Below are 16,464 nucleotides of genomic sequence, written 5' to 3'. Positions count from 1 at the left end.
TAGAACGTAAAGTGAACAGCCTATTGTTTAATAAGCCTTTTTGGAATCAATACTTCTATGAATCTTTATAAGCTGAAACCTTATATCAAGGAAGTTTCTTCATGATATAAGGCTTCATTAAGTTTATTATTTATAGTACTCTTTTAACGTCTTCATCCACTCTTCTTCGAACGCTGTTGAAACACCCCAGCCTTCAACGATTTCAGAAAGATTAACCATGTTTACTGGAGAACCTGAGCTTTGAAGGGCTTCTTGAGAAATTAGTGAAGCTTCCAAGTCGAATGCTGCAGGTGTTTCTTCACCAGCAAGCTTCTTAGCAGCAATTCTCATATTAACAGCGCCAATTAACTTCGGATCAACCGCTGCTGTGTATTTCCAAGGGCTGTTCTCTTCCTGCATAATCTGAAGGTCCGCATTTGAAACGTCAATGCCGTAAATGGCAATCTCGTCTCTTCCTGCTTCTTTAATCGCACGCGCTGCACCAATTGCAAAAGCATCCCATGTCGCAAAGATCGCATCAATTTCTCCTTTTGGATACTTGTTCAACATCGCCGCTACCGCATTTTGTGTTTGCGTAGATGTATCAGCAGATGCAACACCAAATCTTTCAAGCTCTTTAATTCCAGGATTATTCTTTAGTACTTCTTGGTAAACATTGTTACGTCTAACCATTGGCGGGAATCCATCTACCCAAAGGTAAACAATATTCGCTTCACCGTTTGTATCTTTGATTAATTGATCTAACGCTAAATTCGCTAATGCCGCGTCATCTTGAGAAGTAAGTGTTACTCCATCGATTGATGCAAGGTCTCCGTTAGAGTCAAATGTTACAACACTTTTACCGGCATCGATAATTTTTTGTACATCTTGAACAGTTGCTGCATCGTCACCATGTGAGATAATGAAGGCATCGAAATCTTCTTGCAGCGCTTGAGCAATCGCATCATGGAATTTTGCTGTATCGCCGTTAGCCGTAAATACATCAACTTTAAATCCTAACGCTTCGCCTTCTTCTTTAGCTCCAGCTAGAAATTGTGCTGTATGGTCATCGCCGCCAATCTTTCTAACTACTTTTACTTTCACTTGTTCTCCATCTTTAAATCTATCTGGTACATTTTCCAGAGAAACATCCGGATTTCCCTCTTTAGGCTCAGAATTTCCTTCTTCAGAGGAGGAAGAACAGCCAGTTAGAAAAAGAGATAGCGCAAGAATAAAAATTACTGCTTTATTGACAAAGCTTTTCATCGACGTAACACTCCTTTTTAATAGTTTTCTAACTTAGTAAACTCTTATTCAAGATGTAAATCCAGAGCATCAGCCAAATATAGCGCTTTCATTTCTGAATTTATTTAAATTTTATCACGGCACCCACACTTGTACAATATTTATTTTGGTTTATTCGTGATTTATTTGGTTTTTAAAACAGTTGTTATTTAAATATTCAGTATCCTATTACATAAAACGGTTTTTCGGGGTTCGAAACTTGTTAAAACTCTGCTTCTTTCATCTATAAAACAACAAAAACAAAAAGATTACATTATAAACAAATATAAACCAACGTTAGTTACTAAAAAAAAGCACTCATATTGATATTTCATTGAGATATTCTTACCACTTTGTAGATTCTAAACAATTAATATGGTAAAAATAGTAGTAGAAACGAGGTGTCTGCATGACGAAATTTGAGATTAATAGTAAAATTCAGGAGCTTAAATCGGAGTACATCAGGCTTCAGCATGATTTAGAGAAATTAGAATTTGTCCAAGGCAATCTTTCTCCACTCGAAAAACAAATTACCGAAATCGAGGAGGAGTTAAAAAGACTATATAAGCAATTAGAAACTGTTTAAGAGGCTGCCACTGGAAGCCTCTTTCTTTTATCTATTTATTGTTTGCATGATTACATCTCTTAAGACAACCGCATTATTAAATTCTTGGTTCTTTGCACTGTATAACAGCGTAACATTTTGGGTGCTAGTGAACCTTTTAATCTCCTCAATTTTCAACAGCTTTTGTTCGTCTCCCATCAGTTCTTCTATGTATCTCTGACGAAATTCCTCAAAGCGATCGGGCTTGTGCCCGAACCATTTCCTAAGTTCATTGCTTGGCGCTATTTCCTTATACCAGTATGTTAACTCAGCTTCTGCCTTTTTAATTCCTCGAGGCCAAAGCCTGTCAACCAAAATTCGGGAGCCGTCCGTTTCTTCTACAGGATCGTAAATTCTTTTCACAAAGACCCCTGACACTCTACCACCTCACACATCCAGTTATTTAACCATTATAAAACAAAACAGCGCGTGGCTATAATAAAAATCATAGCTCCGCACTGTCCACTCCACAAACACACCTGTCCACAACCGGTACCAGGTACCTATTTTTGATTGTTGTATTCTTGTTTGATTTGCTGCAGGAGTTCTGGGTTTGTTAGGATTTCGTACCCAGTTAAAGCCATTGCTTTTGCTCCTATCATCATCGCCTCTCTGCCCAGCTCGCTCATAGCCGCTTCACGGAATTCCGGCGTGTGAGGTACGCAAGGCACATTGGAGATTTTTATATACGGATGGATTGCTGGCACCACCTGGCTGACATTCCCCATATCAAGCGATCCAGTACCGTCACGATCTTCATAAATTTCATTCTCGTCGACCCCAAGGGAAATTAATTCCTTTGTAAATACATCAGATAATGTCGTATTCGTAATCATATCGTCATACGAAAACTCATAATTTGACCATTTCATTGTGGCGCCCGTCTGAAGAGCAGCTCCCTCTGCACAGCGTTTCACTTTCTCTACTAACTCATTCACATACTCCCTTTTGGAAGCACGCACATAAAATTGTGCCACCGCATAATCCGGAACCACATTCGCGGCTTTTCCACCTTCTGTAATGATGCCATGAATTCTAGCATCCGAAGTAATATGCTGACGAAGAGCATTGATGCTATTGAACGTTTGAATCACTGCGTCCAAAGCATTAATCCCCATATGCGGACTTGCAGCAGCGTGGGCAGACTTTCCAAAGAATTCAAATTGAATAGCATCCATCGCTAATGAAGTACCGCTTTTTACATACTTATCTTGCGGATGAACCATGAGTGCAACATCCAGAGCATCAAATAATCCTTCTTCCGCCATCGTGACCTTGCCGCCACTCGTTTCCTCTGCAGGAGTACCAAAAACAATAACCTTTCCACCTGTTTCTGCGATGACCTTGCTCAAACCAATTCCAGCACCAATTCCCATTGTTCCAATTAAGTTATGCCCGCATGCATGACCAACCTCTGGCAATGCATCATATTCAGCCATAAACCCAATCGCAGGTCCTTCTTTGCCACTATCATATACAGCCTTAAAAGCCGTACTTAGCCCGCAAGTGCCAATTTCAACTTGAAATCCATGTTTCTTCAATTGGTTTGTTAAAACTTCACATGCCTTAAATTCTTCATGACCTAACTCCGGGTTTTCTCCAATATAAATACTAATGTTATAAAAATCATCTTTGCAGTGATCAATTTCTTCTATAATACGATCTTTCATAGCAATCACCTATTTCCCTTTCCCTTAACTCCTAAGTATGAGAAAAAAAGAGCTGGACAAATTATGTCAACTCTTTTATCTTTTTTATAAAACCTTTTCTAAGAAATCCTGTGCCCGTTGACTCTTCGGATTTGAGAAGAATTCTTCTGGCGGTACATCTTCCACCAAAACTCCGCCATCCAAAAATAGCACGCGGTCCGCTACCTCTTTAGCAAATCCCATTTCATGTGTAACGATCGCCATCGTCATCCCTGTTTCCGCTAAAGAACGCATTACTTCCAGCACTTCTTTGACCATCTCTGGGTCAAGCGCAGAAGTGGGCTCATCAAATAACATCACATCTGGAGACATCGCTAATGCACGCGCAATCGCTACCCTCTGCTTCTGACCGCCAGATAGACGATTAGGATATTGACCAGCTTTTTCAGCCAGCCCAACTTGCTCTAATAAGTCGTAAGCGATCTTCTCTGCTTCTGCTTTCGAAATCCCCTTCACCTTCATTGGTGCATACGTAATATTCTCAAGCACTGTTTTATGAGGAAATAAGTGAAAATGCTGAAACACCATCCCTACATTTTGGCGCACTTTCATAATATCGGTTGATTTATCTGTAATTTCATCGTCACCCACCCAAATACGTCCACTAGTAGGCTTTTCGAGTAAATTTATACAACGCAGGAAAGTAGACTTCCCAGAACCTGACGGCCCGATAATGGAGATAACCTCACCTTTTTGAATCGTCGTTGAAATTCCTTTTAATACATCCAGTTTGCCGAAGGACTTGTGAAGATCCTCTATTTTAATAAAAGCATTACTCACTTTTACGCAGTCTCCTTTCTAAAAGGCCGCCAAGCTGCGTTAGCCCCATTACTAATAGATAATAAATAAGTCCAGCGACAAGCAGCGGTTCAAATGCGGTATAAGTATTTGCGCTGACCACTTGCGCACGGCGCATAATATCAAGGAAACCAATTGTTGAGACTATGGCTGATTCCTTCGTTAACGTCACAAATTCATTTAATAGCGCTGGTAATATGTTTTTCAATGCTTGTGGTAAAATGATATCTTTCATCATCGGCTTATAAGGAACTCCCAGCGCCTCCGCCGCTTCTCTTTGACCATCATCCACAGCTTGTATCCCCGCACGAATGATTTCTGATATATACGCACCCGAGTTTAAACCAAAAGCTAATATACCTGCCAGAAAAGCAGGGATATCATACCCTGTTAGCTGGGGGGTCGCAAAATAAAAAATCATTAATTGCAGGATTAGTGGTGTTCCGCGAAAAATAGACGTATATGCATCTGCAAACCACTTCAACCAACTTATATTTGAAATTTTAAATAAGGATAATATTGTTCCAATAATAAACCCAATAATTGCTGCTACAAGTACAAATAATAACGTAACCCATATTCCATTTAAGATAAATGGAATAGAAGGCACGATTCGGAGGAAATCCAAATCCATGCCTTACACCTCATTTCTATGATGTTATTCTTCTGATAGCCATTCTTGTTCTAATTTCTCGATCTCACCATTGCTTTTCATTTCTTCAATCACTTTGCTAAAATCATCTACAAGCTCACTGCCCTTTGGAAAAGCAATGGCCATCCCAGGTGTTGTTGCACTTTCATCATCAAATCCTAAAAAGCCTAATTCTTTAACATAACCTTCCGCTACTGTTTTATCTAAATACACAGCATCAATACGGCCGGATTTTAATTCTTGAATTAAATCAGGCACTTTATTTAAAGCTTTAACTTCAAGGTCGATTTCTTCAGCTAGCTTCTTAGCCCCTTCATCTTGAATAGAACCTAGTTGAACGCCAATTTTTGTCCCTGCTAAATCGTCCATACTCTTGATACTTGAATCTGGTAAAGTAATGAACATTTCTCCTGAACGATGATATTCAGTTGAAAAATCAACATTTTCTTTTCTTTCATCGGTTGCCGACATTCCAGATACTACGAAATCAACCGTCCCTGATTGTAACCCGCCAATTAATCCATCAAAACTCATATCTTTTATTTCAAGTTCATAACCGAGCTCATCAGCAACTGCTTTTGCTAAATCAATATCAAATCCAACGATCTCACCGCTGTTGTCACGTGTCTCAAACGGCGGGAAGTCAGCTGAAGTTCCCATTTCTAAAACCTTTTTTTCTTCTCCATTGCTTTGACCCTGTTCTTGTCCACAAGCGGCTAACAACCCAACAGTCATAAGCGCAATTCCAATACTCTTTAGATGCTTTTTCATCGAAGTTCCTCCTAATATATCCAATTGTTTTATTTTTATAGGATTAATATTTATTCACTTGAATGTATTTTAACACAGGTAAAGTTTTTTGCAATACTTTTCTCGTATATTAATTTATTTTCCCCATTCCCTTTATAAACAAACAAAAAACCCTCCTTGTTGGAGAGTTTCTGTATATCCCTATTATGATTTTACACCTAGGTATGCTTCCTTTATTCGAGAATCTGTAAGCAGATCAGCAGCACTGCCTTCCGCAACGATTTTACCAGTCTCTAAAACATACCCGAAATCTGAGATTTTCAAGGCTTGTCTAGCGTTTTGCTCAACTAGAAGTACCGTCGTACCGGTTTCTCTTATTTCTTTAATAATGTTAAAAATATCCGCCACGACAAGTGGAGCAAGCCCCATAGAAGGTTCATCTAATAACAGTAATTTCGGTTTACTCATGATGGCCCGTGCAATCGCCAGCATTTGCTGCTGACCGCCGGAAAGAGTACCGCCAAGCTGCTTTTCTCTTTCTTTTAAAATTGGGAACCTTGCTAAAACCATCTCAAGATCCTTCTCAATTTCTTTATCCTTTCGATGGTATGCACCCATTTCTAGGTTTTCCATTACCGTCATCCCAGCCAAAATCTGCCGGCCCTCGGGTACTAGCGCGATTCCTTTTCGCAAAAGCTGGTCAGGTCTAAGTCCTGTTACATCTTCACCAAGAAACTCAATCTTTCCTTCTTTCGGTTTTAAAAGACCAGAGATCGTCTTCATTGTCGTCGTTTTACCAGCACCATTTGCTCCAAGGATGGTTACAATACTTCCCTCTTCTACATGCAGTCCAACATTTTTCAACACTTGAATTTTTCCATAAAAAGCATTTATTCCTGATACATTAAGCATCCAGTTCATCCTCCTCTCGGCCGAGGTAGGCTTCGATTACTTCCGGATTATCTTGAATTTCTTTAGGTGTTCCTTCAGCAATTTTCACTCCAAAATTTAATACTGCAATACGATCACATAAATTCATAACAAGCGGCATATCGTGTTCGATTAATAGGACGGTAATCCCCTTTTGTTGGATCCGTTTAATTAGCTGAAATAAGTCTTCCGTTTCCGTTTCATTCATACCAGCTGCCGGTTCATCAAGAAGAAGCAATTCAGGGTCACTAGCCATTGCCCTAGCAATTTCAAGCCTTCTTTGTTGACCATACGATAAGTTTTCCGCTACCACTTCTTCATAGCCTTCTAAACCGACAAACTTAAGAAGATCCTGAGATTTTACTTTAATCCCTTCTTCCTCTTGACGCTGCGACTTCGGACGAAAGACACTTTTTAAAACTCCTGAAGAACTTCTGCTATGCACACCAACCATTACATTTTCGACCGTCGTCATTTGCGGGAACAAGCGTATGTTCTGGAATGTGCGGCAAATCCCCTTTTCCGTAATGAGGTGCGGCTTTAGTTCATTAATTTTCTCACCTTTAAAAATAATGTCACCTGATGACGTTGGAAAGATAGATGTCACCAGGTTGAACATAGTTGTCTTTCCAGCACCGTTAGGTCCAATTAAACCAAAGATTTCTCCCTTATTGATTGAAAAAGAGACATCTGTTAATGCACTGAGGCCGCCAAAGTTTTTAGATACTTTTTTAATTTCCAGTACCATTCTTAAGCCCCCTTCTCGTTGTTTTTCTCTTAATCCATTTCACTACATTTAAATCAATAAGTCCTTGCGGCCGCACCACCATCATCACTACAATGATTACCCCATAGATCATATAGCGATATTCACTAATAAATCTTAATACCTCAGGCAGTAAAGTTAAGAAGAACGCTCCAAAAGCAGGTCCCCAAATGACTTCACTTCCGCCTAGAACTGCGAATATCAAAATATCAATCGCCTTATGGTAAGCAAAATCCGCCGGACTGATATAGCCTAGCATATGTGCAAAAAGCGCACCCGCAAATCCAGATAACAGCGCCCCTTGCGCAAAAGCTAGCACTTTATAATAGGTAATATTGATTCCCATAGACTCTGCCGCTTGCTCATCTAGTTTGATAGCCGAGAATGCTCGGCCAATTCGAGAATCGTTTTGTCTTTTAAAGAACCAGATTACAAAGATTACAATGACTAAAAGAATAAGGAAGATTGCCATAAAGATAAACTGATTGTTTTGCAATCCAAGCATTTTAGGTTCAAAACCAAGTTCTTTTACAGTCTTTAACAGTTCTCTCCCCATATGAGGTATGCCCGATAATCCTACCGAACCTTTTGTGAGAGATTCCCAGTTTACAAAAATAACACGTATGACTTCCCCAAAGCCAAGGGTAACGATTGCTAAAAATACCCCTTTTAATCTAAGCGTCGGCAATCCGACTACGATCCCCAGCAGTCCTGCAAAAATCGCACCTATGACAACACCAACAGGAATAGGCAGAGAAAAATGAATCGTTAAAAGCGCAGATGTATAGGCACCTATCCCCATGAACCCTGCATTCGCAAGAGACAGTTGTCCAGTTGATAAGGTGATATACATGCTGATTCCAAGAATAATATTGATAAGCATAAAAGATCCGACTTGTAAATAATATGGATTGATTAATTCAGCAAGCATTTGTTCACCTTCTTACATCCGATGTTTTCTGTCCAAATAGTCCTTGTGGTCTCACTAGCAATATAACAATAATCGCGATAAACGCAATGGCATCACGGTATCCGGAGTCTCCGTAAACAACGATAAATGTCTCAGCTAATCCAAGGATTAATCCACCAACCATTGCTCCTTTGACATTTCCCATACCGCCCAAAATAATGATCGCAAGACCCTTTAACCCCATTGATAATCCCATTTGTGGAGTTACGGCATTAAACGCCATTCCGACTAAGATACCAGCAATTCCTCCCATAGCGGACGCCAGTATAACGGTTAACGTAATGTATTTCTTAGTATCCACTCCCAATAAACTGGCAGTTTCAAGATTTTCTGCTACAGCACGTAATGCTTTACCTGCTTTTGTCTTCCCGAGCCAAAATGAAAGTGCAGCCATTAAGATTAGGGAAATTACAAATATTACTATTTGCACCAAATAGACAGTCACAGACCCAATTTCAATACTCATTTCAGCAAATGGCGTACGGAAAGGATGGTTCCCAGGGCCAAACAGATGGTGCGATAGATTCTCAAGGAAGATTGATACTCCTATGGTACTTATTAATGGTGCTAAATGATTACTTCCTTGATGGTTACGAAGTGGTCTTAGCGCAAAGCGTTCAAGCAAATAACCCATGAAGGCCGTTACAATAATCGCCGCAAGAAACGCAAGCCACAGCGGCAAGCCGAATGTGGTTGTGACCAGCACTCCGATAAACGCGCCAAACATAAAGATTTCTCCGTGTCCCATATTAACAATTCCCAGAACACCAAACACAAGTGTAAAGCCTAGTGCCACAATGGCATAGATACTCCCAAGTGTAATCCCATTAATCAATTGTTCTATTAACATGCTGTCTCACCCACTTACAAAAATGTAAAGCTCTGTTAAGACATATTGCCAGCCTTTCTCCGTATGTTTTAGTAGAAGAAAGAAATTTAGCACATATCATTAACAGAGCCTTTTTGAATTCTTACAATCTATTCATTAAATTCTTGGAACTTGCCGTCTTTAATAGTTAAAACGGTTGGCTCCATTACAACGTCCCCTTCTTCATCAAAGGAGAAATTACCAAGAATTCCTTCAAAGTTTGAAATTTCAGCTAATGCGTCACGGAATGCATCACGATCGGAATCTCCAGCATTTTTCAATGCTTCAGCAAAAATGTATAGACCATCATAGCTTTGAGCAGCAAATTGATCCGGCGCTTTACCGAACTTCTCTGTGTACTTCGCTACAAAGTCTTGTACCTTTGGGTCTTCCTTTTCACCAAACCATGGTGTTGCTACAATCAAACCGTTAGCTGCATCGCCAGCAATGTTAATAACTTCAGGTGAGTTAAATCCGTTACCGCCTACGAATGGAACATCGATTCCCATTTTGCGGGCTTGATCCATAATTACAGCTCCTTCATTATAAAGGGCAGACGCTAGGATAAGATCTGGATTTAAACTTTTAATTTTTGTTAACTGTGCATTATAGTCAGATTGACCTTTTTGGAAAGTTTCAATTGTTAAAATCTCTAATCCCATTTCTTCTGCTGTCGCTTTCATTGTATCAAAGCCAGACTTTGTTAAAACATCATCATTTCCGTATAAAATCGCCACTTTTTTAACGTCGTAAGCTTCAATTGCTTTTTTAAGTGAAGCCGGAATCGCTAATGCTTCAGGAATTGAATTACGGAAAACATATTCGCCAAGCTGCGGAATTCCTTCAGCTGTTGTAGAAGTTCCCATAATCGGCACACCGCTTAAGTCAGCTTCTGGTCCAACAACGTTCATTTCCGTACTTAAAGTTGGCCCAATAATTGCCGTTACATTTTCTGAGTTAATTAGTTTTTGCGCTGCTGTTAAGGCTTGGTCTTGCTCACCAGCAGAATCTTCAATCTTAAGGTTGATATTGACTTCACCTTTAGCATTAATTTCTTCTTGAGCTAATTTCAAGCCGTTCGTAATTGCTTCACCGTACGCTGCACCAGGGCCGCTATTGTATGAAATGACCCCAATATCCGCTGAGACAACTCCCGAACCTCCATCTGCTTGTCCTTCTGTACCGCTTGCCGTTTCATCTCCGCCCCCGCCGCAAGCTGCTAAAAGAAGCATACTTGACACCGCAGAGAACTGCATGAATTTTTTGAAAATAGACATTGTGTAACAACCCCCTGTATCCAATATATCTCTAAATTTTTAAAAAACTATAACAATATTAAAATACAAATGTCGAATAAAGTAAACAGTAAATATTCATGTTAATTATCCTTACATTAATATTTATACACTATATACATATTCCGATTGTGAAATAACGCTGTAATTAACAGTATTATTTGGCGAACACGCTCTATACGAACGAATAAAAATTGTATAAACATAAAAATATATTAGAATATTTTTTATTGTTTTTTGGTACCAGGTACCACAGAAAGACAATTTCCGCTATTTGTCCACCCGTGGTACCTGGTACCAAAAATATTTTTAACACCCCTGTCTGATTTTGCGTTTTCTTCCTATTATATAAGTAGGTACAATTTATAGATTGGAGGGATAAGCATGAAGCTTTTTATAGACCCCGGACACGGCGGTTCTGATCCAGGAGCTAAAGGCAACGGACTAGTAGAAAAAGAAATTAATTTGGATATCGCTCTTCGGATCGCAGCATTATTAGCAGATATTAAAGATATCCAGATTAGGTTAAGCCGGGACAAAGATACCACAAAGTCATTATCGGAGCGCACTGATGAAGCAAACGCATGGGGAGCTGACTTTTATTTGTCTATCCACTGTAATTCTTTTAATGGTCACGCAAGAGGCTATGAAGACTTTATCTATGACGGCATTTCGAACTCTTCAATTACCGCAGCATATCAGCAAATTTTCCATTCTGAAATTATTAAGAAAAACAATCTTCTTGACAGAGGTCAAAAGAAAGCAAATTATCATGTATTACGAGAAACTATGATGCCTGCATTGCTGACCGAAAATGGGTTTATCGATCATCCATTAGACTCAGCTTCGATGAAAGAAACAATTTGGCGTCAAGACGTAGCCGAAGGTCATGTCAGAGGTTTGATTAAAGCCTTTCATTTGCAAACCAACACACCTGATACACCATCCATCTCACCTCATCATGAAAAGTCCGGAGAATTAAAAAGGATAATTGCAGGTTCTTTTAGTTCAAGAGTACCTGCAGAACGACAGATTGGGAACCTTCGTTCAATGGGTATCCAAGCCTTTATTTCAGTTGAAAATATGACAGAACAAACTATATTTCATGTGCAAGCAGGAACCTTCTCTTCCAATCAAAATGCACAAGCACTTTTAAAAATGTTAAAAAACGCAGGTTATCACGAAGCATTTATTAGGTAACAACCATAATCACATCCCCTAAAACAAAAAGCCAGTTCTCTAAATTAATAGAAAACCGGCTTTTTTTGTATTTGTATTTTACACGTGGACAACTGTCCTTTTACGGTACCTAGTACCTATTTAGGTACCTATTTGAGATTGCTTATTTGGTGGTATTGGCCTGTTACTTGTTTTTTTCTTTGGGCAATTATGATAAGCGGGAAAGCTGTGATTAATAGGGCTGAAACTAAGGAAATCACACCTATCCAATGATAATGCGTCCAGAAAAAGCCGCCTACTGATCCTACAACGCTTGAACCTAAATAATATAAAAGAAGATAAAGGGATGATGCCTGTGCCTTATACGATCCCGAATCTTCTCCAATCCAAGCACTTGCAATTGAATGAGCTGCGAAAAATCCGAAGGTGAATATGCCAATACCCATGATTTTCACCAGCAGCGGCGCAAATAATGTTATGAGTACTCCAGCAAGGAAGATTCCAAGGGAGATTAGCAGCATCGGGAAATTCCCATGTTTGTCAGCTTTTTTTCCCATATAAACCGAACTAAATGTACCGCATAAATTTGCTATAAAGATAAAACCAATAAATGTTTGACTTAAATTATACGGCGGTTCCATTAGTAAAAAGCCAATATAATTAAACAGCGTCACAAAGCTGCCCATTAGCAAAAATGCCAAAAAGATCAGCGACATTAATCGCTTTTTAACAAGTATCTTTTTATAAGCTGACAACGACGTTCCCCATTGCAGCGGCTTTTTCATAAAGCGGCGGGGTGTTGGCAGGGCGCAGATGAAAATAACACTTAAAACAAGCGATAACAGCCCGATAATAACTAAAGCAATTCTCCATGAGAATAAATCGGTTAGTACACCGGTTAAAACCCTTCCGGCCAGGCCTCCAAGACTCGTTCCACTTATATAGAGTCCCATTACCTTCCCCATTCCACGCGGATTAAATTCCTCTCCAACATAAGCCATCGCTAGCGAAGGAACCCCTGCGATGAAAATCCCTAACAAAGCCCTGCATATAAGCAGCGCTATAAAATTCGGACTGAATGCTGTAATTAATCCGAGAATTGAAGTAATAATAATGGAAACCATCATAACCTTTTTCTTTCCAAAAGAATCAGACAACGGCGCTGCAAAAAGCATAACTAACGCTAGAACACCTGTCGATAAGGATAGCGTTAAACTTGATAACGTCGCAGACACCTGAAACTCCTCAGCAAAAATCGGCAAGAGAGGCTGCGTGGTATAAAGGATGAAAAAAGTTACAAATCCCCCCAGGAACAGCGCAATACTGGCTCTTTTATACTCTTTCGTATCTTTCTCAATGTAAGTCAAGAATTTCCCCTTCTCTTCTGTAGAATAATGTATGAATTTTACCGTGATACTTCCTATAAATAAATACAAGCTTGGTGAATATCCCTTTTTATCTAAAAAAGAGAAGAAGCATTCACCATTTTGTTTACTTCCTGTCAATTAATACTTTACTCCTTCGCTGCCAATGTGTCTATTTCATCATGGATATTAATCTTTTTAAGATTAACCCCTTCTTCATGATGGAAATATTTAATGTTTTGATAGAAATATGGTACATTTAATGGCGTACATAGATGAAAGGGGTTTTATTATGTCTAATCATGAAGAAAATCAAACGTTACCGCCAAAAACATGCAGCATTGACAGACTTGTAACAATGCCAGCAGATGTTGAGAAGGTTCTAGCAGGAAAGAAAACAGCTACTCGTCGAAATGGCAGATATGCCGACGTCGGAGAAATCATGGAGTTAGAAGGAAAGAAATTCAGAGTAGACTCTGTTTATTCTCAAGCTCTAGGTGAACTAACGGATGAGCACGCCCGTCAAGAAGGATTTGAAACAGTTGAAGACTACAAACAATCGATCCTTTCTTATCACCCTGGTATGCCATGGCTTCCGCAAATGAGAGTTTGGGTGCATGAGTTCAGTCCTGTAAACGACTAACAGGCAAAGAGATGGATTTTCTATACAGGCTCTTCATTTATACTCATGTTCTCAGTGCAACAGCCTCGGTTGGACCTTTCTTCATTCTGTTTCCTCTTATTAAAAAGATGAAAACAGCTGTCCAACCAGAGCTTGGCGCTTATTTAAACTCATTCAGGTTCATAGTGCGCCTCGCGAAGCATGCTGGACACGTACTCGTTATATCTGGAGTCCTGCTGGTTTTCACGGGCCCTTGGTCTTGGCAAACACCATGGATTTTGATGACCTTGTTCGTAATGTTTCTCTCTTTATTCTTCTTAGCACGCGCGTTTACACCAAAACTGCGTAAGTTTGAGGAGGAAGAGGCTGATAAAGAAGTGCTAGCGGCACAGTTAATAAAAACAACTTGGACATATATTCTATTATTAGCTGCGATGCTGTGGTTTATGGTTGTGAAGCCAAGCCTTTGGTAAATATACTCTAAAGACCTTGTTATACGGTAACAAGGTCTTTTTTTGTTTTAATTTTTTAAATTCTTCGTCTAAACTATTATTCTAATATAATAATTACATAACGGTGTTTTTAAACTTTTCCAACAGAGGAAAGGAAAACACTTTCAATCAAAAATATATTTTTGACAGTTTTAAACAATTAAATTATTATAGAAAAATGTATAAGCCCAGTGGTAATATGTCAAGCACTAAAATTCAATGAATTGGAAATTAATATTGTCTTTCATTGAAAAGTGTTTAAAAAAGAGTATACCTAATAAACCTCACACTATTTTCAATTTTTTACCAATACTTTCAAGTGTGAAGCTGGGTGTTTGAAAGGGTGTGAATGAGAAGTTTTAATCTCTCCTTTCGGGTGGTGTGTACAACTGATTGGTGCGTAGTAGCGAAAACACCAATCGTACCAGTTTTCTTGCGGTTAAGACGAGAGCGCGTTTGTGTTTATGTTTTGGAACTTCATCGTACTTCTTTGTGTAAAAAGCTTTATATTCAGAGTCGTACTTTCGGATCTTATCGGCAGCTTGAATAAGGTAGTAACGCAGGTATTTATTACCTGTCCTCATTCTAGCCGTTTCCTGGGATTCGAATTCGCCTGATTGGTTCTGGTTCCATACCAAACCTGCATATTTCGCTAAGGCATGATGATCTTTAAATCGCTTTATATCGCTAATTTCAGCTATCAACCCTGCCGCATAAACGTCTCCAATTCCTTTTACAGACGTTAGGGTTTGCGGTATGCCTTTCATTAACTTGGCAATTTCTTTATCCAGACGCTTTACCTGTGACTCGATATGTTGAATGGTACTTAAAGTAACAGACATCGAAATATTTACGGGGTCCTGCATAGCCTTATTCAGCCGGTAAGATGATCTAGCCAACTTTTGAAGGTATTTTGCGATTTCCTCTGGCTTTTCAAATCGGTTTTTTCCTTTATCTTGCAGGAACTCGACGAGTTCCTCGAGGCTCATTTCAGCGATCGTTTCGGGCTCTAGTTCCTCCATGACAGCCATACTCGTAGCTCCGAATTTATCTGAAAATGGATTATCCTGTCTCAGTCCACTGAACTTTAAAAAGAGCTGGTTAAGGAAATACGTTTTATTTCGGGCAATCTCCCGCATAAAATGAAACCTTGTTCGCGTTAAGCGCTGAAGAGCTTCATATTGTATGGCATCTTTCATTTGGGCTGGCAGTCGGCCAAAGCGCAAGTGGTCAGCGATGACCCAGGCATCTATGCGATCGTTTTTTACAAGAGAATCATACCCTTTTTTGAAACGAGCGACTTTTCTCGCATTTAGTACGTAGATAGAGGCTTGAAACTTAGGTTCATAGCCTTTCATTTGGTCTTGTAGATAATGGGCAAGGTGCCAACTGTAAAGATCAGTGGCTTCCATCCCAATCTTCAATTGGTTGGCCTGACTTTTTTCCGCAGTTTCTAGCATTCGTTTGATCAGGGTTTCGGCCCCGGTTTGATCATTAGAAACAGAAAAGTCGGCGAGTGTGGACCCGTCCTCCTTCATGAAATGGACATGATGGGACTTCAAGCTTACATCTACACCAACAAGCATTTGTGACATACCAATCACCTCCAGTATGTAAGTTAATCAAGAACGTTCAGACCTGGGTGCCCACGGGAATCATCGATGTCTTCCTCGTCATCAGCACTCAAAGAAAAGAAGTCCATCATGAGCGCTACACTCACTTCTTTTACGGCGGCGCAACCAGTGGTTAGACCTTCAATAATGAACCATGGGTAGCAGGCTTATGAAGCAGTACACCAAAGTGTCCGCAAGGGGGAGAAGCAATATCCTGATACGATCCTGTCGGTTCCATTGTCCCATGAGCAGGTCTATGAACGCTATAAAAAAATGACGGAGTAAAACGCTGGAGCTTCCTCCATTCTCCGCCATTTCTCGATATTCAGTTAAAGGCATTTCAAAGAAGCAGTAGGGAAACTATCCCCCTGCGAAATAAGAACAACACATTAATCTATTATTGATAGTTTGAACTTTACCTCGGCTTCCCCATCAGGTGGGTGAAACAAGGGTAAAACTAAAATATTTAAGATGGGGAAGCCGAAAGGCTAACCTTGATAACCTATAGGAATCTAGAGTGAATTTTAGAGGATCCGGATCAACTGGAAATTCTTCTAGAAAGAGCTCTTACTAGTACTATACGAGGGGGA

General features: G+C 39.6%; 17 protein-coding genes. 4 read left to right on the top strand and 13 right to left on the bottom strand.

Features of this window, described 5'->3' with window-relative positions:
• Positions 1-126 precede the first annotated feature (126 nt).
• Positions 127-1,245 (bottom strand): sugar ABC transporter substrate-binding protein, encoded by a 1,119-nt coding sequence (locus CZ487_RS04465; protein WP_077210972.1) that lies wholly within the window; start codon positions 1,243-1,245, stop codon positions 127-129.
• A gap of 427 nt (positions 1,246-1,672) precedes the next feature.
• Between CZ487_RS04465 and CZ487_RS27030 the strand changes: the two genes are divergently transcribed.
• Positions 1,673-1,849 (top strand): SE1832 family protein, encoded by a 177-nt coding sequence (locus tag CZ487_RS27030; protein ID WP_202617785.1) that lies wholly within the window; start codon positions 1,673-1,675, stop codon positions 1,847-1,849.
• 27 nt (positions 1,850-1,876) lie between these two features.
• On the opposite strand, the gene CZ487_RS04460 is transcribed toward CZ487_RS27030, so the two are convergent.
• The 10 genes from CZ487_RS04460 to CZ487_RS04415 form a co-directional block, all read right to left on the bottom strand.
• The gene (locus CZ487_RS04460; RefSeq protein WP_237562799.1) at positions 1,877-2,230 is read right to left on the bottom strand and encodes a DUF488 domain-containing protein; all 354 of its coding nucleotides are present in this window, start codon (positions 2,228-2,230) and stop codon (positions 1,877-1,879) included.
• 140 nt (positions 2,231-2,370) lie between these two features.
• Positions 2,371-3,537 (bottom strand): M20 family metallopeptidase, encoded by a 1,167-nt coding sequence (locus tag CZ487_RS04455; protein WP_077210970.1) that lies wholly within the window; start codon positions 3,535-3,537, stop codon positions 2,371-2,373.
• 84 nt (positions 3,538-3,621) lie between these two features.
• Positions 3,622-4,341: an amino acid ABC transporter ATP-binding protein gene (locus CZ487_RS04450; protein ID WP_077211853.1), complete on the bottom strand. Its 720-nt coding sequence runs from the start codon at positions 4,339-4,341 to the stop codon at positions 3,622-3,624.
• A gap of 7 nt (positions 4,342-4,348) precedes the next feature.
• Positions 4,349-5,008: an amino acid ABC transporter permease gene (locus CZ487_RS04445; RefSeq protein ID WP_077210969.1), complete on the bottom strand. Its 660-nt coding sequence runs from the start codon at positions 5,006-5,008 to the stop codon at positions 4,349-4,351.
• 24 nt (positions 5,009-5,032) lie between these two features.
• On the bottom strand, positions 5,033-5,797 hold the full coding sequence (locus CZ487_RS04440; protein WP_077210968.1) for a basic amino acid ABC transporter substrate-binding protein: 765 nt from the start codon (positions 5,795-5,797) through the stop codon (positions 5,033-5,035).
• Between the two features lie 183 nt (positions 5,798-5,980).
• On the bottom strand, positions 5,981-6,688 hold the full coding sequence (locus CZ487_RS04435; RefSeq protein ID WP_077210967.1) for an ABC transporter ATP-binding protein: 708 nt from the start codon (positions 6,686-6,688) through the stop codon (positions 5,981-5,983).
• Positions 6,681-7,454 carry an ABC transporter ATP-binding protein gene (locus tag CZ487_RS04430; protein ID WP_077210966.1) on the bottom strand — a complete coding sequence of 258 codons (774 nt, stop codon included), beginning with the start codon at positions 7,452-7,454 and terminating at the stop codon, positions 6,681-6,683. Before CZ487_RS04430 ends, CZ487_RS04435 begins: the two co-directional genes overlap by 8 nt.
• Entirely contained in the window at positions 7,438-8,403 is a 966-nt protein-coding gene (locus tag CZ487_RS04425; RefSeq protein WP_077210965.1) for a branched-chain amino acid ABC transporter permease, read from the bottom strand. The genes CZ487_RS04430 and CZ487_RS04425 overlap by 17 nt, the downstream gene beginning before the upstream one ends.
• Positions 8,404-8,407: 4 nt before the next feature.
• On the bottom strand, positions 8,408-9,292 hold the full coding sequence (locus CZ487_RS04420; protein WP_077210964.1) for a branched-chain amino acid ABC transporter permease: 885 nt from the start codon (positions 9,290-9,292) through the stop codon (positions 8,408-8,410).
• A gap of 128 nt (positions 9,293-9,420) precedes the next feature.
• Positions 9,421-10,587, bottom strand: coding sequence for an ABC transporter substrate-binding protein (locus CZ487_RS04415; protein ID WP_077210963.1), 1,167 nt, complete (start codon positions 10,585-10,587; stop codon positions 9,421-9,423).
• A gap of 402 nt (positions 10,588-10,989) precedes the next feature.
• Here CZ487_RS04415 and CZ487_RS04410 point away from each other — a divergent pair, with 402 nt between their 5' ends.
• The gene (locus tag CZ487_RS04410) at positions 10,990-11,805 is read left to right on the top strand and encodes an N-acetylmuramoyl-L-alanine amidase (protein ID WP_077210962.1); all 816 of its coding nucleotides are present in this window, start codon (positions 10,990-10,992) and stop codon (positions 11,803-11,805) included.
• A gap of 128 nt (positions 11,806-11,933) precedes the next feature.
• Here CZ487_RS04410 and CZ487_RS04405 read toward each other — a convergent pair whose 3' ends face one another.
• Entirely contained in the window at positions 11,934-13,151 is a 1,218-nt protein-coding gene (locus CZ487_RS04405) for an MFS transporter (RefSeq protein ID WP_077211852.1), read from the bottom strand.
• Positions 13,152-13,440: 289 nt separating this feature from the next.
• Here CZ487_RS04405 and CZ487_RS04400 point away from each other — a divergent pair, with 289 nt between their 5' ends.
• Both CZ487_RS04400 and CZ487_RS04395 read left to right on the top strand, forming a co-directional pair.
• Positions 13,441-13,791: an ASCH domain-containing protein gene (locus tag CZ487_RS04400; RefSeq protein WP_077210961.1), complete on the top strand. Its 351-nt coding sequence runs from the start codon at positions 13,441-13,443 to the stop codon at positions 13,789-13,791.
• 11 nt (positions 13,792-13,802) lie between these two features.
• Positions 13,803-14,243 carry a hypothetical protein gene (locus CZ487_RS04395; RefSeq protein ID WP_077210960.1) on the top strand — a complete coding sequence of 147 codons (441 nt, stop codon included), beginning with the start codon at positions 13,803-13,805 and terminating at the stop codon, positions 14,241-14,243.
• A 377-nt stretch (positions 14,244-14,620) separates the two neighbouring features.
• On the opposite strand, the gene CZ487_RS04390 is transcribed toward CZ487_RS04395, so the two are convergent.
• On the bottom strand, positions 14,621-15,856 hold the full coding sequence (locus CZ487_RS04390) for an IS110 family RNA-guided transposase (RefSeq protein ID WP_077210804.1): 1,236 nt from the start codon (positions 15,854-15,856) through the stop codon (positions 14,621-14,623).
• Between the last annotated feature and the right edge of the window lie 608 nt (positions 15,857-16,464).

Origin of the sequence: Robertmurraya dakarensis (genome assembly GCF_900156875.1) — a bacterium.
Taxonomy (GTDB): domain Bacteria; phylum Bacillota; class Bacilli; order Bacillales; family Cytobacillaceae; genus Robertmurraya; species Robertmurraya dakarensis.
Note: the sequence above shows the minus strand (reverse complement) of the source record. Positions and strands in the feature narration are given on the sequence as shown.